Origin of the sequence: Paenibacillus germinis (assembly GCF_013141785.1) — a bacterium.
GTDB lineage: Bacteria > Bacillota > Bacilli > Paenibacillales > NBRC-103111 > Paenibacillus_E > Paenibacillus_E phytorum.
This window is the reverse complement of record NZ_WHOC01000161.1, coordinates 15,804-37,583: the sequence shown is the minus strand read 5'-3', so window position 1 is coordinate 37,583 and position 21,780 is coordinate 15,804. Positions and strand designations below refer to the sequence as shown.

17 protein-coding genes and 1 pseudogene are annotated in these 21,780 nt (G+C 40.9%); 4 read left to right on the top strand and 14 right to left on the bottom strand.

Going from position 1 to position 21,780, the window contains the following annotated elements:
• Positions 1 to 5: 5 nt before the first annotated feature.
• From GC102_RS31350 to GC102_RS31335, 4 genes are all read right to left on the bottom strand, one after another.
• Positions 6 to 1,505: a glycoside hydrolase family 32 protein gene (locus GC102_RS31350; protein WP_171692985.1), complete on the bottom strand. Its 1,500-nt coding sequence runs from the start codon at positions 1,503 to 1,505 to the stop codon at positions 6 to 8.
• 39 nt (positions 1,506 to 1,544) lie between these two features.
• Positions 1,545 to 2,390 carry a carbohydrate ABC transporter permease gene (locus tag GC102_RS31345; protein ID WP_171692984.1) on the bottom strand — a complete coding sequence of 282 codons (846 nt, stop codon included), beginning with the start codon at positions 2,388 to 2,390 and terminating at the stop codon, positions 1,545 to 1,547.
• A gap of 16 nt (positions 2,391 to 2,406) precedes the next feature.
• A complete protein-coding gene (locus tag GC102_RS31340; RefSeq protein WP_171692983.1) occupies positions 2,407 to 3,288 on the bottom strand; it encodes a carbohydrate ABC transporter permease in 882 nt (293 codons plus the stop codon).
• A gap of 68 nt (positions 3,289 to 3,356) precedes the next feature.
• Positions 3,357 to 4,736: an ABC transporter substrate-binding protein gene (locus GC102_RS31335; protein ID WP_171692982.1), complete on the bottom strand. Its 1,380-nt coding sequence runs from the start codon at positions 4,734 to 4,736 to the stop codon at positions 3,357 to 3,359.
• A 306-nt stretch (positions 4,737 to 5,042) separates the two neighbouring features.
• Between GC102_RS31335 and GC102_RS31330 the strand changes: the two genes are divergently transcribed.
• On the top strand, positions 5,043 to 5,924 hold the full coding sequence (locus GC102_RS31330; protein WP_171692981.1) for an AraC family transcriptional regulator: 882 nt from the start codon (positions 5,043 to 5,045) through the stop codon (positions 5,922 to 5,924).
• 311 nt (positions 5,925 to 6,235) lie between these two features.
• On the opposite strand, the gene GC102_RS31325 is transcribed toward GC102_RS31330, so the two are convergent.
• The 5 genes from GC102_RS31325 to GC102_RS31305 form a co-directional block, all read right to left on the bottom strand.
• Entirely contained in the window at positions 6,236 to 7,732 is a 1,497-nt protein-coding gene (locus tag GC102_RS31325) for a glycoside hydrolase family 32 protein (RefSeq protein ID WP_171692980.1), read from the bottom strand.
• Positions 7,733 to 7,800: 68 nt separating this feature from the next.
• Positions 7,801 to 9,147 carry a glycoside hydrolase family 172 protein gene (locus GC102_RS31320; protein ID WP_171692979.1) on the bottom strand — a complete coding sequence of 449 codons (1,347 nt, stop codon included), beginning with the start codon at positions 9,145 to 9,147 and terminating at the stop codon, positions 7,801 to 7,803.
• A 56-nt stretch (positions 9,148 to 9,203) separates the two neighbouring features.
• Positions 9,204 to 10,067, bottom strand: coding sequence for a carbohydrate ABC transporter permease (locus GC102_RS31315; RefSeq protein ID WP_246321218.1), 864 nt, complete (start codon positions 10,065 to 10,067; stop codon positions 9,204 to 9,206).
• A gap of 13 nt (positions 10,068 to 10,080) precedes the next feature.
• Positions 10,081 to 10,956 (bottom strand): carbohydrate ABC transporter permease, encoded by an 876-nt coding sequence (locus tag GC102_RS31310; protein WP_171692978.1) that lies wholly within the window; start codon positions 10,954 to 10,956, stop codon positions 10,081 to 10,083.
• A 77-nt stretch (positions 10,957 to 11,033) separates the two neighbouring features.
• Positions 11,034 to 12,347, bottom strand: coding sequence for an ABC transporter substrate-binding protein (locus tag GC102_RS31305; protein WP_171692977.1), 1,314 nt, complete (start codon positions 12,345 to 12,347; stop codon positions 11,034 to 11,036).
• 175 nt (positions 12,348 to 12,522) lie between these two features.
• On the opposite strand from GC102_RS31305, the gene GC102_RS31300 reads away from it, so the two are divergent.
• Positions 12,523 to 13,392 (top strand): AraC family transcriptional regulator, encoded by an 870-nt coding sequence (locus tag GC102_RS31300; RefSeq protein WP_171692976.1) that lies wholly within the window; start codon positions 12,523 to 12,525, stop codon positions 13,390 to 13,392.
• 24 nt (positions 13,393 to 13,416) lie between these two features.
• Here GC102_RS31300 and GC102_RS31295 read toward each other — a convergent pair whose 3' ends face one another.
• From GC102_RS31295 to GC102_RS31280, 4 genes and pseudogenes are all read right to left on the bottom strand, one after another.
• Positions 13,417 to 14,697 carry an ABC transporter substrate-binding protein gene (locus tag GC102_RS31295; protein ID WP_171692975.1) on the bottom strand — a complete coding sequence of 427 codons (1,281 nt, stop codon included), beginning with the start codon at positions 14,695 to 14,697 and terminating at the stop codon, positions 13,417 to 13,419.
• On the bottom strand, positions 14,694 to 15,914 hold the full coding sequence (locus tag GC102_RS31290) for a response regulator transcription factor (RefSeq protein WP_171692974.1): 1,221 nt from the start codon (positions 15,912 to 15,914) through the stop codon (positions 14,694 to 14,696). The genes GC102_RS31295 and GC102_RS31290 overlap by 4 nt, the downstream gene beginning before the upstream one ends.
• A 4-nt stretch (positions 15,915 to 15,918) precedes the next feature.
• Complete coding sequence (locus GC102_RS31285) at positions 15,919 to 17,700, bottom strand: cache domain-containing sensor histidine kinase (RefSeq protein ID WP_171692973.1); 1,782 nt, start codon at positions 17,698 to 17,700, stop codon at positions 15,919 to 15,921.
• Between the two features lie 102 nt (positions 17,701 to 17,802).
• Positions 17,803 to 18,094, bottom strand: a pseudogene (locus GC102_RS31280) (transposase); the annotation flags it as partial.
• Between the two features lie 954 nt (positions 18,095 to 19,048).
• Here GC102_RS31280 and GC102_RS31275 point away from each other — a divergent pair.
• Together GC102_RS31275 and GC102_RS31270 are read left to right on the top strand one after the other, a co-directional pair.
• On the top strand, positions 19,049 to 19,681 hold the full coding sequence (locus tag GC102_RS31275) for a zinc-dependent metalloprotease family protein (RefSeq protein ID WP_171692972.1): 633 nt from the start codon (positions 19,049 to 19,051) through the stop codon (positions 19,679 to 19,681).
• 25 nt (positions 19,682 to 19,706) lie between these two features.
• A complete protein-coding gene (locus GC102_RS31270) occupies positions 19,707 to 20,294 on the top strand; it encodes a hypothetical protein (RefSeq protein WP_171692971.1) in 588 nt (195 codons plus the stop codon).
• Positions 20,295 to 20,794: 500 nt separating this feature from the next.
• Here the strand turns inward: GC102_RS31270 and GC102_RS31265 are convergent, their stop codons facing one another.
• Positions 20,795 to 21,775 (bottom strand): metallophosphoesterase family protein, encoded by a 981-nt coding sequence (locus GC102_RS31265; protein ID WP_171692970.1) that lies wholly within the window; start codon positions 21,773 to 21,775, stop codon positions 20,795 to 20,797.
• Positions 21,776 to 21,780 lie beyond the last annotated feature (5 nt).

Genomic DNA, 21,780 nt, shown 5'->3' with positions numbered 1-21,780 from the left:
TATGATCACCGCCAAATCGATTCGAGTTTCCAAACGTTTAATGAAAGCATTTTAACCTTTCCTCCACGGCAAAAAATATCAATCCCCGTACTCGCTGGATCAGGATAGATATTGTTTGACATCACGGAGCGCCCTTCATTTGCATAGATTTCTATACATGTAGTATCAACAAAAATTTGCAATACTACCAAACCATTAGCCGTTGTCTCGAGCGTGCACGTTCGCACGCCTTCACTAAACGAATCTGAACGGGATCTATCAAACTGGAGTACCTTGGAGTTGACATCGTAGGATATCAAGGTTTCTTTACCGTCTTCAGAACATCTCAATCGCAATCCGAATTCTTCCGCATCGCAATCTTCCAATGAAAACTTCACCATGATCTCCAAACAATCGCCATTCATTTCTTTGGGAACGGGTCTTCGTCCTTCCTCAACCAACACATTCTCAACTACGTAATGCTCTTTACGCAAAGTTTGCAATTGTTCAACCGGAAGAAACTTCAAACGTCCGCCTGTATCCAATTCAACCGTTCTCGGAAGAGACATGGCCCCGCACCAATAGTTTGCTTTTGTCGGACCGAACGACTTAAACCACGGCATCCAATCCCAAGCGTTCAACCAACCTATAATAATTCGTCTTCCATTATCATCAAGGAAAGATTGAGGAGCATAGTACTCGAACCCGCAATCCACTTCTCCACAATAATCCCAAGTAAATTTCCCACTACTATAATCTAATGAACCGGTTAAATAACTCGCTTTTTTTTCACCCATTCCCATTGGGGAGAACATTAGTACATAACGATCGCCAAGCTGAAAAATATCCGGACATTCCCACATCGTACCCATCGTACCGTCACTCTCAGCCAATACACTTACATACTCCCATACATACAGGTCATTCGAGCGATAAAGCAAAGCTCTTCCTTTTCCATCCTTACTTGAACCTACGACCATATACCATTTATCTTCGTGTTTCCATACTTTCGGATCCCTGAAATCAGAGGAACTCCCTTCTGGAGGAACAGAGATAACCGGATTTCCTACATATTTTTGAAATGTCACGCTATCGGTACTGGAAGCTAAACATTGGGTTTGAATGACACGCCCTTCCTTCATAATCGTGCCGGTGTAGATCAAAGTCAATATCCCGTTGTCATCGACGGCGCTTCCGGAAAAACATCCGCCTTTTTGGTCAAGATCATAGACTTCACTTGGCGCAAGTGCAATAGGAAGGTGCTCCCAGTGAACCAAATCTTTACTTTTTGCATGGCCCCAATGCATCGGACCCCACTCGGCTGAATAGGGGTGAAACTGGTAAAACATATGATATTCTCCTTGATAGTATATAAGCCCGTTAGGATCGTTCATCCAATAGGCGGGAGGCATAAAATGAAACTTTAAGCGCATAGGGTCTTTACCCACATGTTCCTTTATAGTTGCAGCCGATTGTTCTGCTTTACCTAACATAAGATTATGGAACGTATGGTGATCATATTGCATCAATATTTCCTCCACTCTTTATTTCATCATTCAAATTCTCTATTCTTTAACAGCACCCATTGTCATTCCACGAACAATGTATTTTTGCATTACAAACGAAAACAGCATAACAGGCACGCTAAATATGGTTGCCGCAGCCGTCATGGGGCCTAGATCCAAACCATAAGCTGTTAAAAACTCTGAAATTCCTACTGGCACCGTTTTGGCCGAAGTGCTTGTTAAAAGTAATGCGAACAAGAAATCATTCCAGGAAAGCATAAAGCTAAAAATTGAGGTAGTTGCGATTCCAGGCAGCGAGATCGGTAAGATAATACGCATAAAAGTTCCAAACATCCCGCATCCGTCGACACGCGCAGATTCATCAAGCTCTTTTGGCAAATTGTCAAAAAAACCAATCATCATCCAGATAACAAACGGAATGTTTATGCTGGTATAGACTAAAACTAATGCTAATTTTGTATCCATTAAACCTAATTGCCCAATAATACGATACATCGGTATTGCAACACTAATCAGAGGCGTCATACGAACACCCAAAGTAAAAAGTAGAAATAAATTCCCTAACTTTGATGCAAATCTGGTTAAGCCATAAGCAGCTAATGAACCCAGAAAAACACTCAATAGTGTACCTGACATTGCAGTTATAAGACTGTTAACAAAATATTTGCCGATTGCCAGTTGATGAAACAAGGCATTATAATTGGCTAAAGTAAAAACAGAAGGCAACAACGTAGGGTTTGTGGAAATCACTTCTCTTGGCGGTTTAAGTGAAGATAACACAAGGTACGCATATGGAAATAAAGTAACAATCAAAAAGAAACTTGATATGACGAAGACAAGTATCTCGGTAACTCTGGATTTTTGTTTACTCAAGGTTACAATCATCTTGCTGATCTCCTTCCTATCGAACCGCTTTCTTCTGAGGATTCCAGAATTGTTTAAAAAAGAATGAGCATATCGCCAGCAATATAATCATAAAGATTACCGCCATTGCGCTTGCAAAGCCCTCTTGATTGTATCTGGCTACCGATTTATAAATTAATGTGCTTACTAAGGAAGAGGAACCATTCGGACCGCCTTGTGTCATCACCCAAATAATATCAAAAGATTTAGCTGCATCAATCATACGTATGACAACTGCAACTAAAATGACCGGTTTTAAACTTGGCAGTGTGATATGCAAAAAGTTTTGAAACTTATTTGCTCCGTCCATGCGGGCAGCTTCGTATAAACTTTCAGGTATACCTTGTATGCCCGCTAATAATATCAACATCATAAATGGCGTGGTAAGCCATACATCGGCAATTATACAGGAAATTAAAGCCAACTTGCTGTCAGATAACCACAAGATACTTTGAGGATTCTTAATCAAACCTAATTTGTATATAATTACATTCAAGATACCAAATTGGTCATTTAGCATAAATTTCCATATTAAACCACAAACCAAAGGAGAAATCATTAACGGACTCAAAAGCAAAGTGCGAATGATATTGGCGCCTTTAAACCCTGTACTTAGCAGAAGAGCAAGAAACATGCCCAATATTAACTCAATTGCAACCGCTCCTATCACATACACAATCGTGTTGTTTAAGGATTGATAGAATGTGTCCGAAGTTAAAGCGTGAGAATAATGCTGAAGACCAATAAATTTTGAAGGATCTTCATCGTCAAAAAAACTATCTTTAAAAAGCAATATCATTGGGTAAACAAAAAACAAGATCATGAAGACGAAAGCCGGAAGAAAAAATAAGAAAGAAAGCTTCTGATCTCTTAGGGACATAACCATCATCCTTCTGCGTGAATTAAATTCGGTTAAAAAGGGGCTCGAACCTGAGCCCCTTTTTCCATTTATTTTCCTTGTATCTCATTAATTTTTGCTGCGGCTCTGTTTAATGCTTCTTGCGGTGTTTCCTTTCCGGAGAGAGCTACTTGAATTGCAGAGACTAATGCTTCATTTTCGATTTCGTTCCAATGTGGCAATATTGGACGATTTTGTGTTTGGCTGGCAGCCAGTGTAGTTTCAAGCGCTTTCAGGTGTGCATATTCAGGTTTTTGGCCGTATTTATCAAAGACCGATTTTCGTGCAGCCACTCCTAATGCTTTCATAAACAATTCATTTTTTTCATAAATAAATTTCACGTATTGTTTTGCGATATCTTGTTTTTTGGAAGTGCTCGGGATCACTTGATACCAAGGTCCTGGTACAACCCCTACCCCGGATTCTCCGGCAATCATTGGCGCCGCCCCCACTTTCCCCGCTACTTTCGATTTGGCTGGATCGTTAGAAGGGACAAAGAAATGAGCCCACTCAAGCATCATAGCCATTTTTCCATTCCAAAACATTTCAGAAATTTCAGAAGACGCCATGTTTAGTGCACCTTCTGGCGCAGACTTATCTTCACGTAAAATCTTTGTTTCAAATTCCAGAGCTTTTACATATGGTGCCGAGTTGACTAAGGCTTTATTATCTTTGCCCACAACCAACGGTTTGGCTCCTGCTTGCGCGGCATGATCCAACCAACTGGCAACTGAATCCCCGTTATTCATTCCTAATACGCCTGTACCATATAGATCAGTTGCCCCATCATTATTCGTATCACGAGTAAAGAACTTGGCGACATCCCTGTATTGCTGCCAATTCGTAGGCGGCTTCAAATCATATCCATATTTAGCCTTAAATGCTTCTTGTTCCTTCGGATCATTAAACAAATCGGTTCGATACAATAAAATTTTTGAGTTCGTCCAAACCGGCATGCCCAGAATTTTACCGTTCACTTTACCGCCATCGACTACATTAGGTACAAAATCATTTTTGACCTCATCCGTCATTAAGTCATCCATAGCTACCAAGTTTTTTGCCAAAGCAGGAAACCACAAGATATCGATCGTGGCAACATCGTAAGCTCCTGAGTTCGCTTTCATTTCTACATTCAATTTGTCATAGACACCGATGTAGGGAACCGTTTCAATCTTCACTTCATAGCCAGTCTTTTGCTTAAATTCTTCCGCCGTTTGGGTAGCGACCGTGTTCGCCGGACTTCCGCCCTCAACCAGAACCGTGATGGATTTATCCGACGAGCCAGATGCTCCTTTCTCAGAAGTTTGTTGTCCTTTATCGGACGCAGAGCTTTCAGGGTTCTTTTCATTACTAGAACATCCAACCAAAATCGCTGAAAAAGACATGCATAATACAAGAACACCAGATAATAATTTACCTTTTAATTTCATAAAAAGTTACCCCCTCATTATTATTTAACAAATGGTAGTCCCCCTAAAGGACTATTAGGTTGCCAAACGTTCATAGCCATTATGCTTTCCTATACCCTTAAAAATCTCCAGGCAATCCCCCCAAGTAAAAGTAAAGATTATCCAAAATTGCGTTTCTCGAAAACGTTTGATTTTCTCAGGTAAACGTTTTCTTTTCTCAGTTAAACGTTTTCTTTTATACAAAACCAATGATATACTAATATTCAAGCATTGTCGTTGGCTTAAATTATTATTAATTTGTCAAATATTTTGGTTGGAGGTTCATACTTGAACATACACAATCTGTCGCCCTATTTACGAATTGCTATGGATAGCTATGTCTCATTTCCTTGGTATTTGGAGGAAAGGGTATTATTTGACTATGAGATCCTTTATCTCAAAGAAGGCAGATTAAAAGTTACTGTTGAGGATGATGTTTATTTTGGAGAACCAGGTGACATCTTTTTCTTTCGCCCCAAACAAAGGCATTCGATTAGCAAAGTTGGAACAGATTTAGTTCGGCAACCCCATTTACATTTTGATTTGTTCTATCAAGAAGATAGTCACGATGTTAAAGTTTCTTTTAAAAAATTTGAAAATATGACGAAAGAAGAAATGAAGTGGTTCCGAAGCGACGAGATTGACGTATTAACGATTCCTTTAGCAAGTCATATACGCTTACGGCATCATTTAGTTATCGAGAAAATACTTTTTGAAATTATAAGAGAATTTCAAATGAAGCTGCCATTTTATGAATTGAATATGAAGGGATTATTTATTCAATTATTCACCGCACTATTACGCGAAAACTATTGGAACAGAAATCCTCACTTACTTTCCAATATCAATGAGCTGGAGCAAGTCAGAATTTTCTTAAAGCATAACACGGGTCAAAAGGTAACTTTAGATGAACTGGCCAAAATATCTGGAATCAGCAAGTACTATTTGATCACCCTGTTTAATCAAACATTTGGGATGAGTCCTATCCAATATCACCAATTAATGAGAATAGAAAAAGCAAGAGAGATGATCCAGTTTACTAATGAACCTTTAAAACGAATTGCGGAACTTATCGGGTTTCCGGATATTCATTCTTTTAGCAAAGCATTCAAAAAAATAGAAGGCGTTAATCCTTCTTTTTATCGAAAAAAGAATAAATCTAACTCATAACAATCCTAGAACCCCCGGAAGTTTTTTAAATACGCATTAGTTAACAACAAAAGAACGTCTCATAAGCACAAAGATGCGAATTGAGGCGTTCTTTTTTATGGTTCCATCGCTAATTGCGTTTATTCTTAACTGAGATGACTCCAAGTTTTTTGCCTAGCCACATGTATAATGGATTCTTGATAGGCATAACCTCCTTCTTTTTAACCTTTTCTCTAAGATATTTTTCTCACGGTTACTCCTAAGCGGTAAAATTAACCTTTCCAAGATCAACAAGTAAAACTGGTCCCTGTCTTAGGTGATGCACAACTAAATTACCAAGCGGAACGAAGTTTCCAAATATCCAGGGTATTCAGATTTACGATGTCTCCTACAGCGTACAGATCGAGATGAACACTAGAAGGATCAGGGTAGATATTATTGGTCAATGCAACCCGATAATTGTCCGCATATACTTCAATCACGCATGTATCGATAAAGATATGCAATTGAAGTGTCTCGGAGGCTTCCAGCCTTACTGTTTGAATCCCACCGCTCCAGCCGTCGGATTTACTCCTATCAAAACGAAGCTCTTTGGATTGTAGATTATAACTTAATAGGGTCTGTTGCTCTCTATCTTTGGAAGCTCTAAGTACAAAACCTACTTCCTCTGCTTGGCATCCAGCCAATTGTAGCTCCACCTTTATTTCCAAACAATCACTGCCAACGTATTCTGGCAGTAACGGAACTCCAGGAACAACTTTCGTATTTGCATGATGATAATGCTCTCTCCGGAGCACCTTCAACTCTTCAACAGGCGGGAATTTCAATCTTCCGTCTACATCCAATTCTACCGTTCTTGGCGTCGACATTGCTCCACACCAATTATTTTTACTCGTTGGACCGAAATTTTTAAACCAAGGCATCCAGTCCCATGCGTTCAACCAAGCAATAATCACTCTTCTACCCTTGCCGTCCAGGAAAGATTGGGGCGCATAATATTCAAAGCCGGTATCGACGTCTCCTATGACATCCCATTCAAATTTGCCAGTTTCATAATCCATATCTCCAATGAGATAGATGGCTTTTCGATCCCCCATTCCCATAGGCGAGAACATAAGGACATAACGATCTCCCAACGGGAAGAAGTCGGGACATTCCCACATTGTCCCCATAGTACCGTCACTTTCAGCAAGTACACCAACATAATCCCATTGACGTAAATCAGGAGATTTATATAACAAGGCATTTCCTTTTTCGTCTTTACTCGAGCCGATGATCATATACCACGTATCTTCATGTTTCCAAACCTTAGGGTCACGGAAGTTAGAAGACCCATCTTCTGGCGGGGAAGAAATAACTGGGTTACCTTCGTATTTTTCGAAAGTGATTCCATCTTTACTGGTAGCTAGATTCTGAGTCTGGATCACTTTGCCATCACGAATAATAGTTCCTGTGTATAGTAAAGACATTACGCCGTTATCGTCAACCGCGCTCCCTGAGTAACATCCTCCTTTCTCGTCCAGATCATAGCTCTCACTCGGAGCCAAGGCGATAGGAAGGTGCTCCCAATGCACCAGATCCTTACTTTTCGCATGCCCCCAGTGCATGGAGCCCCATTGAGGTGCGTATGGATAATGCTGATAAAATAAATGATATTCTCCCTTGTAGAAAATAAGCCCGTTAGGATCGTTGATCCAGTAAGCTGGTGCCATGAAATGATATTTTAATCGAAGAAGATCTTTATTAACGGAATCTTTGATTTTAGCGATAGAACTCTCTGCATTCAGCAATGCATCCCGATGCGAGATTTTGGTTTTTGGCAGTTCCATGAATTCTCCTCCATTTATTAGTCATTCAATAGGGCCTTCAAAGGCCCCCATGAACGCACATTTTATAATTATTTGAATAAAGTCCTGATGGCTTTGCTTTGTTCTATGTTGCCTTGTGAATGTTGCACCAGTCTGTCCAATTTTTTCTGCACCTGGGCGTTGCGGCCATCTGAATATTGATCCATCCGCTCTTTTGCCAGTTCGTACGATTGCTTCATTTCTTCATTGAGGACAACTTCCTTTAATGGTCCTGGGCTTGGGAATTGAGGCATTAATTGGATTCGTTCCTCTACAGGCAGGATACCGAACGGTTCGGACGGAAGTGTCTGATACCAGTAGGCCGTTGATGACCAGTCATCTGACAAATGATTTGCATGGCCGTGTTCAATCGTCACCTTGAGGCTTTCCGAGAAATGAATCGGATCGGTGATATGGAATCGGTAAGAAACCTGGTAGCCCGGAACGTCACTCTCATGAACAATGGAGCCATGGAATGGAAATGCATTTTTCTGCATGCCCCAAGCATGGTTGAAATAATCCTCAGCGCCTGTCCCGACAATGCTTGGCAGCTTCTCACCGTCAATGAAAAACATATCGTCGCCTTCTCCCCACCAGCTTCCCTGGAAATGAGTAACAGACAAATTGCATCCGATATAATGTCCTTTACCTTTTGCGTCAAGAATAACGTAGTTACCCTCACCATCAAGATTGGCGACCCGGTTAACTTCCGGCGTATTGACCTGCAGATCCGGTCCCCAACCGTCGCAAGGATTTTCCCGGCGCCATTGTGCATGGAAATAAGCCGTATCTTCACCAAATGGTTGTTTATACAATTCATAATCAATATGGAAGTACAAGCCAAATGGAACATCATTTTCATTGATAATTTCGATTTTCGCTCTTGAGTTGAACGGCATTGGCAAGTAACAGTTCACTGAAGCGACCCCGCCAAATTTGAATTGCTCCTCCGGCTTGACGGATACCGTAAACGGAAGCGATGCAAAATTGCCTGGCATGGAATGGCCGATACAGAAGAAGTCGCCGAAAGGAACCAGAACACTAGGATGAGATTGATCATCCCATGTCATCTTAATTAGCACTTTACGATACCATGCCGGATCCGCAGACTCCCATGTGACTCCAAGGGCATTATGAATTTCATTGACTGGAGCGTTATTCCCACCGCCATCCGGATGAATAACACTTGGCCCATGAACTCTGCGACAAAAAGATGTCATCCAAATATGAGAGATGCTTCCCGGACCTTCAATATCGCCTAAAACAATCGATTCTCCAGCGGGTATTATCCAATAATCTTGATTTCGACCATCCTGATCCCAACTTGAAACGCGGGCGGAACGGACATCCTTAATTTGAGTTAGTTTACTTAGTAAGTTCAAAGATTGAGTGTGCATAGTTGATTTCTCCTTCGTATTATTATATGAATTTAGTTGTTGCCAAAGTTAAATGGTTACCCTTTTACCGCTCCTGCCGTCATTCCTTCAATGATGAATCTTTGGAAAATGGCGAAGAATACGAGCTGCGGAATAATTAAAAGTGTACTTGCTGCGATAATGCCTCCGTAATCGATATTGAATCTTCCTTTGAACTGTGAGATCCCCAGCGAGATCGTTTGCATGCTCTCTTTGCTGATCAGCGTCACGGCAAATGGGAATTCATTCCATATATACAACACATTAAAGATAAATACGGTAGCGATGACAGGCATAATGATAGGAACTACAATCGAACTGCACAATGTAAACAAACCGCTTCCGTCAATGATAGCCGCTTCTTCCACTTCTCTCGGAAACCCTCTAAGAAAGCCCGTGAATAATAGAGTATTAAATGAAACTGAAGTCGCAATATATGGAATGATCAGCGAAGCGTAGGAATTTAACAATCCAAGAGAAATGGTAATTCGGTACACCGGAAACAGCAGGATAAATGCAGGGATCGCGAGTCCAGCCAGTAAAAGTGCCGTTATCGAATTTTTCAATCTATTTGACCTAAATACCATTCGTGATAGCGCATAAGAACTCATAAAAGTGATAAGCAATTCAATAATGATCGTAATTGCAGCAATAATAAAAGTGTTTTGATACAACACTCCCAATTTCAAGGTGGACAAAGCACGAGAGTAGTTATCAAAACTTAACGTCTTTGGAAACGTGAACGGATCGTTCAATATTTCGTTGTTCGATTTGAACGATAATAGGATCATCCACAAGAATGGCAACAAGACAATAAACGTAACGACATATGCCAGTATATGAGTACCTATGCTGCCAATGTAATTTGTACGTTTACCAGCGATGTCAGAGATGTCTCTCAATCCTCTTCACCTCCTATTCTTCGATGTTTTTTTTGCTGAGACGCATATATACGAGGGAAAGTATCATCGTTAACAAAAATGTAACCACAGCAATGGACATTCCGTAGCCATATTCACTTGAAGTAAATGTCTCATTGTACATGTAGGTAACCATCACTTCAGAAAGGTGATTCGGCCCGCCATTCGTCAGCAAGAATACAGTCTCAAATATTTTGAATACGCCCGTAATAATGAGAATGACATTAATTTTTACCGTCTCGTTAAGCATCGGGATGGTAATAAAGACCATTTGTTGCCACCGGCCTGCCCCGTCAATTGTGCTTGATTCATAGACATCTTTCGGAATCATCTTTAGCCCTGCCAAAAATATGGTCGCTAAAAATCCAATCGTTTGCCAAACAAATACCACTCCCACGGAATATGGGGTCAAAACAGTGCCGCCAATCCACTCTAAGGCAAGTTGATCCAGCCCTAACTTCCTAAATACAATGTTAACGAGACCCATTTGGGGATCTAAAATAAAAACCCAAATCAATCCAACCAGGATCGGCGCCACAATGCTTGGTGCGAAATTTAGTGCTTTAATTGCATTGCTTCCCTTCACCTTTGCATTTAGCAGCAGAGCCAACAGAAACGAACCCGGCAACAATAGGACAACGGAAATAACCAGAACGATAAGCGTATTTTTCAACGATACCCAAAACAACTCATCTTGGAATAAATCCATATAATTTTTTAACCCTACGAAATGAGCCGCACCTATACCCGTGTATGTAGTCAAGCTATAAAAGAAAGAGACGAAAATGGGCAATATGATATAAACAAGATAAACTAACAAGGTTGGGAAAAGCATTATTGCAATGTACTTTCTTTTGCTAAGCCAAATCATCACACTCTCCCCTGTCATACTAATTTTTGTTGGATTCTGCCGGCGGTTTTCCATCCGGCAGAATGTTGAATAGCTTGTTAATGGGCCGCTTTCTTATCGATAAGATTCAATGCGTCGGACGGCTTAAAGATCCCGTTAATGACACCATAAATACTATCATTTAGAGCGCTGGCAACTGCCTCGGATAATACTAAATCCGGTTGAGCTACTGGTCTTACCCATCCAGGAAGATTCATCTGTTCCAATACGGAAGCATAAACAGGGTACTTTTCTTTATCTACCTTACCGTTATACTTAACAACCGGCGGTGCTTCGTTCTCCGCCATAATTGCCGCGCCTTCTTGGCTGTAGAAGAATTGAAAGAATTTGGTGGTCGCATCATATTTGGCTGCGTCCTTTTTCACTTCTGCGCTTGCGACAAGCGGAGCTGCACCAACAACCATTGCGACTTTTTGGTTTCCTACACCGTCCGAAAAAGTCGGTCCCCACGAAAAGCCTACATTTTTAGCAATCGGGCTCGATTCGAGTTTTTTGGTTTCCCACACACCTGCATCCAGCATAGCTGCTTTACCTGATGCGAACATGTCCACAGCTTGGAAATAAGAAAGCGTCGATACATTCTCAGGGAAAGCCCCAGCTGTCCGAAGATCATCGATCTTCTGATAAAATTTTATGAAATCAGGGTTATTGAACTTTTCTTTACCTGCCAAGATGTTATCAATCTTATCGAAATATCCATAGCGCGTAAGCATTCCGAGGAATGCCCAGGTGCTGAATGCATCTTTTGCGCCTTTGGCTATGGTAACGACATTATGACTTTTAAAGACCTTGGCTGCAGCAAGCAGTTCATCGTAAGTTTCCGGAACTTTCAACTTATATTGGTCGAATAATGCCTTGTTATACCATAAACCGGTTACCAACGCCTGATAGGGCAGACCGAACTGTTTGCCTCCATCCTGATAACCTTGAATCAGCTTCGGATCCATACTGGAAGCGATTTCATTGTTGTTTTTAATAAAATCAGTAAGATCAAGGAGCATTCCCGCTTTATTCATCTCTTTAGCAGGAGCCGGAAGCATCCAGAAAATATCCGGCAATTCATTCGCCTGAGCTGCCATCTTCATTTTCTTTACATGTGTATCCGTATCGTCTCCCTGTAAATCAACTTTGATGTTCGGGTACTTCTCTTGAAATTTTTGAACAATTCTATACATATAGGGCTCTTGATCCTTTACGTTAGCAACATGCATGGAAATAGACAGTGTCACCGGCTTTTGCGTATTGCTATTAACATCGGTAGTTGCTTTTGCACCGCCATCTGTGCTCTTTCCGCATCCTGTTAAACTCAGAACGACAAGAAGCGAAATGATGATAATCGACAATTTTTTCATTGTTCAGATCCCCCTATTAATTATTCTCCAAAATAGCAATTGTTGCCTTGCAATCTGAAGTCTAACCTTATAGTAAACGTTTACTATTCATTTGTATTTAGCAAAAATTATTTATTATTTATCACTTTTTGCTTTTGTGCTAAGATGTTAAAAATGACAATGGGGTGAAAAAAAAGTGATATTACATCAAATTTCGCCTTATATTCGCGTTGCTATGGATAATATCGAGGATGGTCCGTGGATCATTCAAGAAAGAGTTTTATTTGATTATGAACTGCTTTACATCATGGAGGGCAAGGTAGTCTGTACGATCGAGGATATCGTTTATGAGGGAGTACGCGGAGATATCTTTTTATTTCGCCCGAAGCAACGACATAAAATTATTAAAGTAGAAGGTGGCCGTCTTAGACAGCCACACATACATTTTGATTTTTTTTATACTGCTGATAGCGAGAAGGTCAAGGTTAGTTTTCGTCCTCAGGAGGAAATCAGTGCAGAGGAATATAATTGGTTCCGCAATGATATCATTGACCAGATGCCAGTCCCCTTGTCCAGCCATTTACGTTTGAAAAATCCAATCATGATTGAGAAAATGTTATTGGATATAATCTACGAGTACGAAACAAAGATGCCTTTTTATGAGGTCAAGGTAAAGGGCTTATTTATCCAATTGTGGATTCAACTCTTACGGGAAAATTACTGGAACCTCAATCCGCATCTTGAAACGAATATGCATTCCTTGATGCATGTTAAACAGTACCTCATGCACAATACAAACAAAAAAGTCAGTTTGGATGAAATTTCAAAAAATTCTGGAATTAGCAAACATTACTTAGTTCGTCTCTTTCAAAAAGCGTTTGGTATGAGTCCGATTCAATACCATAATTTAATGCGTGTGCACGCAGCGCGCCATTTGATCCAATTTACCACCGATCCGCTTTCCATCATCGCCGAGAAGATGGGCTTTCCCAACATTCATGCATTCAGCAGATTTTTTAAAATGGTAGAGGGGACACCGCCCTCTTTCTACCGTAGAAAAGGTTAGATAATTCGTCTTGTGAAGAGCCAATTATTTCTGCTCAGCCTTTTTCCAGGACTTTTGGAGCTCCTGCAGTAATTGATCGCGATTAAGCTGTTTGCCTACATAAGCTTGCATGGCATAGCCGAACTCTTCTCTTGCCCTCGAAGGAAATTTAAACCAGTTCCAGGTCAACGTTTTCTTCTCCTTTGTGTAACGAATAATATCGTCCACGAGTGGTCCTGAACGGTCCGTCTCTATATTTTTAAACGCAGAAATAAAATGGAATTGGTCCTTCATAAACGTTTTGCCTTGTTCCGATGAAACCATCCAGTTTAAGAATTTCTTGGCTTCTTTCTTTTTCTCCGGCGAAGATTCTTTATTTACAGCCCAGTTATTGGATACGCCCACCGGTAAGGCATCGTTTCTCGCGTCATCATTGATCGGAATGGGCAAAAAACCGATACTCATATTCGGCGTTATTTGATCAATCTTAGATTGAGCCCAATTCCCTTGTTTAAGGATCGCCGCTTTGCCAGTTGCAAACAAAGAGACTTCGGTATTATAGTCGGTCGTCAGAAAATCTTTATTACCATATTGAACGGTCAAATCCAGCATTCGAGTCAGATCTTCGAACTTTTTGTTCCCTTCGATGGATTGTGTCCCGTCGTTCAAAGCTTGAATAAAAGCGTCCGGATCGTCCTGCTGGGCAAAAGCAATATTCAACATGAGAATGAAAAACCAACTATCTGAATATCCGACTGCAAAAGGGGTAATACCTGCGGAATGCAGTTTTTCCGCCGCTGCCTTTAATTCGGAGAGCGTTTTTGGCAGTGTGTCGATACCAGCCTTTGCGAATAAATCCTTGTTATAGATAAAGCCGTAGCCTTCCAAATTTACAGGCATCCCGTAAATTTCCCCGTCCATTTTCATCGGCTCAAGAGCCTCATCAACCACATTTTTCACCCACGGCTGATCGGATAAATCCTCCAGATACCTTTTCCATGCCTTCGCTTCTTCGTAACCGCCGTTAGGGAAGATATCTGGACCTTTATTTGCCGCAAATCTTGCTTTCAATTCAGCAAGGTAGTTTGCCCCTCCGCCAAAGGTTAAAATATTCAGTTTAACATTCGGATTTTCCTTCTCGTATTCCTTTACCATCTGCTCGAATTCGGTGGAAATTTCCACTTTAGGATTAAGAACCTCCAAAGTGATGTTCTGATCAGCACGCTTTGTATCCATTTCCTTTACCGAACGATTGTCCGCCCCGCAAGCAGAAAGCGATAGGGTAAGCAACCCGGCTAAAATGTATTGAAAAACCTTGATTTTCATGATACCCCCTCGTTACATTGACAACTTTTATGAAGCAATCCCAATTCCGTTATTTCCCGGTTTCCCTCCTTATTCCGATATTCAAGAGGCGTCATGCCAACCATTCGTTTAAACAATTTCGAAAAGTAAGTTTCATCCTGGTACCCGAGCTTTAATGCTATCGAGTACATTTTCTCGTCCGTTTGGCTTAACCATTGTTTGGCTTGTTTTATTCTTAATTGAATAACGTAGTTGGATAGGTTCATCCCTATTTCTTGCTTGAATCGTCGCGAGATATGTTCGCGGCTCAGAAAGAACCGGGTTGACAGTTTGTCCAAACTTAACTCTTGCATATAATGTTCATTTACAAAAGTAACAATGTCATGCATTCGTCTGGCATCATCCAAATCCATCAAACGATGTATGGCTCTGAAGTTTTGCTCAGCCATTGCCCTTTGCGCAGATTGAAAAGATTGCGGGAGTTCTGTAAGCGAAGTCATTGGATGGCCGCTAACCAAACGAACGGGAATATCAATGTGTTGGGTAATCCATTCCTCTATCGGGAAGAATTGGCCGTGAACAGAAAGGATCACACAGACATTAGGGTCGTTCTGAAGAGCATAGGCATTCCCCCATTCCCGAGTAACCAGCTCATCCGTCAAATGCTGGAGGTAGGGATCCGAATGATGGGTTTGGTAAAAATAAATCAATGTAAGATCATATGCCTCCGCTTGCGGAAGAGACAGGGCAATTTCGTCAGAATCAAAAAGTTCCCCGTTACATGCCGAGGTAACCCCCTTGTTTAAGCGAAGCTTCTTAGCCTCCTCATAGACGCCCGGCTCTACATTGCTGCGTTCTTCCTCTTCTTTTCGCCAAGTTTCTACCGCTCTTGCAAGTGTTTCATTTAGCATTTCATTTTCGATAGGCTTCAACAAATAATCGAAGCTGCCGTGCTTAATCGCTTTACGCATGAAGGAATAGTCGTCAAACCCTGTAATCAAAATTACTTTTCCCGTATAGGAATTGGCATCCAACCACTCGATCAACTCAATCCCGTTCTTTTTGGGCATTTTCACGTCTGTCATGATGATTTCCGGACTTTCCAGATCAATCAACGCTTTTGCCTCTTCACCATTTCTCGCTTCCAAAATGTCGGTAATCCCATGTTTCTGCCACTGTCCCATAAAGCGAATAATTTTCCTTACATTGGTCTCATCATCGACGATAAGAGCTTTCATTACGTCATTCCTCCTTTAGGTAGAATGGAATCACCAGCTTCACGGAAAACCCTTGTCCCTGCATCGAATCAAGTAGGATTCCTGCGGTCGGATCATAATTAAGAACCAAGCGGTCATGAATGTTTTTCAAGCCGATATGCTGGGGCGAGTAGTTTCCTTCGTATACCGGCGTGTAGACTTTATTTTTTAATGCCGTCAGCTCATCATTCGTCATACTTCGGCCGTTATTTTCCACAACCAGATTCAAATATTCACCTCGCACTTCACCGTAAATACGCAAGTGAGCTTGTTCGAACCCCTCTTCATAACAGTGTTTAAAGAAGTTTTCAACGAGCGGCTGCAAAATCATACTCGGAACTGAAATATCAAGAATGTCCTCGGGTATGTCGATGGAATAGCTAAAATCAGTTTGAAAACGCTCCTCTTGAAGGTTCAAATATGCTCTTACATAATCCACTTCACTCCGAACTGTGGCCTGTTGATCCACACGAATGGAGTACCGCATCATTTTGGATAGGGAAACTACCAAATCGTATACTCTGGGAGATTCGCTCAATAAGGCAACCGCTCCAATGGATTGGAGAGAGTTGTATAAAAAGTGAGGATTAATCTGGGACTTTAGCGCCCTGTGCTGGTTCTTCCTGTTCTCAATCTCCAGCTTGTACTCACGGTCGATGTGCCGATTGATCCGGTTCATCATTTCCTTGATATGCCTTTCCAGATTGCCGATTTCATCTTCCCTCTTATCGTCAAACGGAGCATTCATGTTCCCTCCTTCAATGCTCAGCACTTTCCGGCTAAGCAGCTTGATCGGACGAGTAATCTTGTATGATATGATGGCTATCATGATTAAGCCCAGAACTCCCACGATTACACCGACGATGATGTTCGTGTAGGCGGTTTTCCTCACGTCATTAAATAAAAATTTGCTAGAGGTTATCTTAACAAAGTGCCATTGATTTAATGGTTCCGACAACGTTTTGGAAAAGATAATATCGCCATTCGAAAACTGAGCGCCTGCAGCCGACTGATTGATTTTCTCTTGTAATTCTTCCGGAACGACCTTGCCAATCATGGCTGCATCACTTGCATAGATGACGTGACCGTCCGAATCGGAAAGCAATACGGATTCTTTATTTTTTTGAAGAAAATGATTAGATATGCGAGCAAATTTGTCCAAATCGATGTCTATCGTGATGATACCGAGAAATTCTTTCGAAAGGGCGTCCAAGATTTTGTGATGAATCGTCAAAACCATCGTTTTGTCCGATGGGGGCATAATTGCTGTATTGTTATAATTTTCAATCTGATGTGGCGGTTCGATTAGAAAGTTCGAATCAGAGTTTATTAGCTTCTGAATAGAGGCTTGTTTCAATAAATCCGGCTGCCGCTTACGGGAACTTATCATCGCATTATAAACCGTAAACGAGTTTTTTCCTTCCTCGATGTATAACCGAACCTGCCTAATTTCGTTTCTCATCAGGTAAAAGGTTGTCATGCCTTTATAGATTTCAACCTGATTGAAATAAAGGGACCTTTCGAAGCCTTTTTCGAAAATCATGAACAAGTCAGGATTTCGGTATAAAATATACGGAAGATTAACGATGTCATCAAAGTATTGCTCCAGGTCTTCGGACGCCTGCTGTATTTGCTCGCGGCTGTTCTCAAGCTCATGCCGTTCCACATTCTCTTTCGTTTGCCGATAAATCAATAGCATGGACAGAAAATACGGTAGGATAATAAAAACAAGCAGCATGATCAATAAACGGCTTTGAATGCTTTTCATAAAAAATACTCCTTTTATTAAAAATCACCTTACTATTATTCTAACCTCTTAGCATTGTGATTTCTTTAGCCAATATCTGTAAAGGATTCGGTCTTTGTTAAAAAAATCAGTCCGTAGAAATGTTTCAATCAAAAAGGAGCTAAGATTTTCACGGACAGCCTTGGCGATCTGGCGGGAGGAGTAGATGCGCTGGGTGTAGGCGTAGATGATAACTTTGGTTAGCATTTTTAGGTTGATAACTGTCTCGTCCACCTCCAAGATAAGCAGCGTCAAAGATAGCATCGTCCAGCCGATTCACTGCTGCATTAACGATACGAACGAGGTGATTTTGAGGAATATCTTCTTCTAAATCCATTGGCAGGCAAAGTTGTTCCACGGTATATTGAATGTACAAAGAAAACGTCTCCTTTAGTAATGGTTGGTCGCACTTCCATTTACCAAAGAACGGTTTCTTTTTGTTACAAAAAATTGAGAGGGTGTCCCTCAAGTCATTTTTATGACTTTGGGGACACCCTCTTTTTTTGTTTCCTGGAATCTTGGGGAGAGAACCCTGAAGGTTCGCCCGCGAGCCAACTCTTTAAGACCTTTGATATTCTGGGACATTCGGATGGATATTCAGAACGAAATTCATAATTCCATTGGATTTTTCCAATGGAATCGACTCTCAGGCTTCGAAATTAGTGCTTCTATTGGAAAAAATCCAATGAAATTGACTTTTAGGCTGCAAATTCCCTACTTTCATTGGATTAATCCAATGGGAGTAGCAGGTGTTAGACGAAAATAAAGTCTTAGACTGCAGTTGTTGAGTTGACGCGGTGTCTGAGTTGAAAAATCGTCAGATATTAAAAATAAGTTTTAGACTAGCGCCCCATGACTACGAAGCCGTTAAGACAAAAAACAGATAATAAAGTATTAGACTGCGCGAGCTGCAGCTCGCGCACGGTTTCATCCAGGAGTGTGAGCAGCTGCACAACAACCTGGCTGCCGTGACTGCTTGCCTATCAGGTTACAACTTAATTATTCCAGTCTACAACTCTATTATGGTAGACGGTTTTTCTCAATTTCCGGGATCGATCTTGCAAGATTTCTCGTGGGGATTTCTGGTTATAACGGGCTTTTATATGCGTGGCATCTACGAAGATAGGCTTTTTTAGGGTATGAGAAACTGACTTGAGACCTATTCCTTTCACGTAAATACCTTTCAGATTGGTTCTTTATAATCAAATAATTAGCATTTATGGAAAATAATAGAATTTCATGATATAGTTACTTAGATCTTTAATTAATTAAAAAATAGAATTATTTACAAAATTACACTTTTGTAAGTAAACGTAATGGAGGAATCAAATTGAAAAGAAAGTATCTCAGAAATATTGCACTCTCTGTATCATGTGCAGCTATTGGTATTATTTCATTTACAACGTTTTCTTCTATTTCAAATGCAACGTATTACGGATGGAAATGGACTAATATTAGTTTTGATGGTAAAGTGGTGATCCGTGCAAACGATGATCACCTAAACTCCAGTTACAATGGTGCGACTTTCACAGGGGGATTAAATTTGTGGTCTAACAGTGGTGCAGATGTACACATGGAAGATGCAGATTACTCCACATCTAATGTTGATATGTATAGTGTGTCATCTTCACAATGGACTCTTAATGGCTGGGGCAATGGTACAGCATGGACACAACCCTACAGGAGTGATGGTACAGTCTGCGTAGGCTATCCAACTTCTGATATAGATTTAAAATGTGGCACGGGTACAACAGTAAATTATGCGGCTGTATACACTAATGATGGGAATATTATTACTTCTAGCAAAAGACAGGCAGTTGTAGCACATGAAATAGGTCATGCAATGGGACTAGCACATACTGCATTTATTTCTGAAGAAGCTAATTCTTTAATGACTAGCGCACTTGCTGGAGGATTGGTTCCATCTGCATATGATGTGAGTCAATTAAATAGTAGATACTAATAAAACGGAAGTGGAGGTGTACAAAGTGGATAAAAAAAGAATTGCTTTTGTAACTGCTGCATTGTCTTTATCGCTCGTTGTCGGTTCAGTTGCAGGATTAAACTGGGACAAAAAAAATAATCATTCAAGTCTAAGTGTGGAGTCATCTTTTAATAGTTTGGAAGAAGAATTCTGGAATGTTGATTTAATTGTTCGTGGAACTGTTTTAGATGAAGGTCAGACGTACAAGCAAGACTCAGGTGTTAATACAAAGGGAGATAATTCAATTGACATTACCCCTTCTACCATTCAAATTAGTGAGGTTTTATATGGCACCGAGGCAAATGGCACTATAACATATTTGCAACATGGGTCTTCAAAAGATATTGAAGCAAAAAATAAATTTTTAAAGAAGTCAGAAGAAGTTATATTAATACTAGACAAGACCGAGGATGGAAAATACTGGTCATACAATTTTGATGATGGTATTTGGAAAGTGAAAAATGGAAAAGTTGAATCAAATACTCTATCTAAACTGTTAAATTCTCAACCGGGAAATAGTCAGGACTTAGATAAGTTTATCGAAAAAATTAAAAAAGCAGCAAAGAATAAGAAGAAAGAAGCGAATGAGTAAAAATAAACCGTCATCTTGTCAGTGAATGGCAGGTTAGAATTAGTTGTCTCTAATTCGTGCATTGTGTGTATCTTTTATTGATGAGGTTGAGGAATTCTTTATGTGATTCCTGAGACTGTGTAAACTAGACCGCCCAACGCTTCCGACGTTTGGTGGTCTTTGTTGACGCTTGTGTAACTAGAATAAAAAGTAGACACCTCGTTAACAGATTTAAGCGTTAGAGATAATAAAGTCCTATGACCATGAGGGCTCTCTATAAAGGGAAAACTTTAAATATAGCCGCTAAACTTCGTTAGCTTTAACGCTAACTCCAGTCTAATACTTTATTTTCCAAGTCTAATACTTTATTTTTCAGTCTAATGGTTTATTTTCTTTTAACAGCAGGCAGACTGCAATAATTCACTAAATGGGAGCTAAATTTTCCAAATATGACTTTTGGGACAGCCCCTTTTTTCCTACTTGATATCCCCTCGTTTTCAAAAGTGGCAGCCGAAAGGTACTCACTCCACTTTCCTGCCTTCCGGCCGATGCTCCGGCTGCTCTTCCACGATGGTTCCGTCATTCTGACGAATCCACGTTTCGAACCGGCGCTCACCCTCATTCAGTCGAATGACTCTCGCTCCTGTAGGCAGCAAGTCATGACGGACACCATCTACATAGCTTACATATCTCGTCGAACGTCCGTAGCAAAGACGAATACCATGTAGTGTTCCCCAAAAATCGTTGCCATGGTCATGACCGACAAACGTCCCCATTACATCGCCCATCTCCACCATTGCTGCAAACATACCTGAATTAATCGCAGGAGTAGAGCAGCAAGAGTCATAACGATGCCCATAACATACTTGAAAATCCCATACGTCATTGTACTCTGGTATTGGAATGTGGAAGAAGGCAAGCGCAGGCAGCGGTTGATCATCGTTTCGCCTTGTCAGCTCTCGCGACATGCCCACATACCAATTGATTTGATCTCTGCGAATCCAGTCATATCCGCCTACCCGATCACCGATTGAAGAATAGTCGCCGCTATCCACGAAATACAGCGCTGCCGCGGTTTCATCGGACTTACCCGCCACAGTTATAACAAAGTTCCCAGCCCCGTTAACGCCTTCTGGATCCGGTTCTGCCACACAATATTCATGCTGCAATTGCAGCTCATGCATCGTTTTCCTAGGCACTTCACCCTCCGAGTCGTGATTGCCGAACACGGCCGCCCATGGAATGCAGCTCATCTCTGCTACATCAACGGCTTGGCGGAACGATTGAATCGGATCTCTCGCCCGGTTACTTGCGATTACATCACCGGCAAACACAATGAGATCGGGTTTCTCGGCTTCGATGATTCGTTCCATAAGCGCTCTTGTCTCTGAATCATACTTCGGTGTTTCCGGGTCATAATCAAATTCATCGAGAAATTCCACATCGGAAAATTGTACGATGACAAACGTACCATCGTCTCGAAATTTTAGTCGTTTTTTCATAACTC

Bases quoted from the DNA above. Each gene is read 5' to 3' on its own strand.
- GC102_RS31350 (WP_171692985.1), bottom strand. From the start codon at position 1,505: ATGCAATATGATCACCATACGTTCCATAATCTTATGTTAGGTAAAGCA.
- GC102_RS31285 (WP_171692973.1), bottom strand. From the start codon at position 17,700: ATGAAAAGCATTCAAAGCCGTTTATTGATCATGCTGCTTGTTTTTATT.
- GC102_RS31325 (WP_171692980.1), bottom strand. From the start codon at position 7,732: ATGGAACTGCCAAAAACCAAAATCTCGCATCGGGATGCATTGCTGAAT.
- GC102_RS31345 (WP_171692984.1), bottom strand. From the start codon at position 2,390: ATGATTGTAACCTTGAGTAAACAAAAATCCAGAGTTACCGAGATACTT.
- GC102_RS31340 (WP_171692983.1), bottom strand. From the start codon at position 3,288: ATGTCCCTAAGAGATCAGAAGCTTTCTTTCTTATTTTTTCTTCCGGCT.
- GC102_RS31290 (WP_171692974.1), bottom strand. From the start codon at position 15,914: ATGAAAGCTCTTATCGTCGATGATGAGACCAATGTAAGGAAAATTATT.
- GC102_RS31335 (WP_171692982.1), bottom strand. From the start codon at position 4,736: ATGAAATTAAAAGGTAAATTATTATCTGGTGTTCTTGTATTATGCATG.
- GC102_RS31305 (WP_171692977.1), bottom strand. From the start codon at position 12,347: ATGAAAAAATTGTCGATTATCATCATTTCGCTTCTTGTCGTTCTGAGT.
- GC102_RS31295 (WP_171692975.1), bottom strand. From the start codon at position 14,697: ATGAAAATCAAGGTTTTTCAATACATTTTAGCCGGGTTGCTTACCCTA.
- GC102_RS31265 (WP_171692970.1), bottom strand. From the start codon at position 21,775: ATGAAAAAACGACTAAAATTTCGAGACGATGGTACGTTTGTCATCGTA.
- GC102_RS31320 (WP_171692979.1), bottom strand. From the start codon at position 9,147: ATGCACACTCAATCTTTGAACTTACTAAGTAAACTAACTCAAATTAAG.
- GC102_RS31310 (WP_171692978.1), bottom strand. From the start codon at position 10,956: ATGATTTGGCTTAGCAAAAGAAAGTACATTGCAATAATGCTTTTCCCA.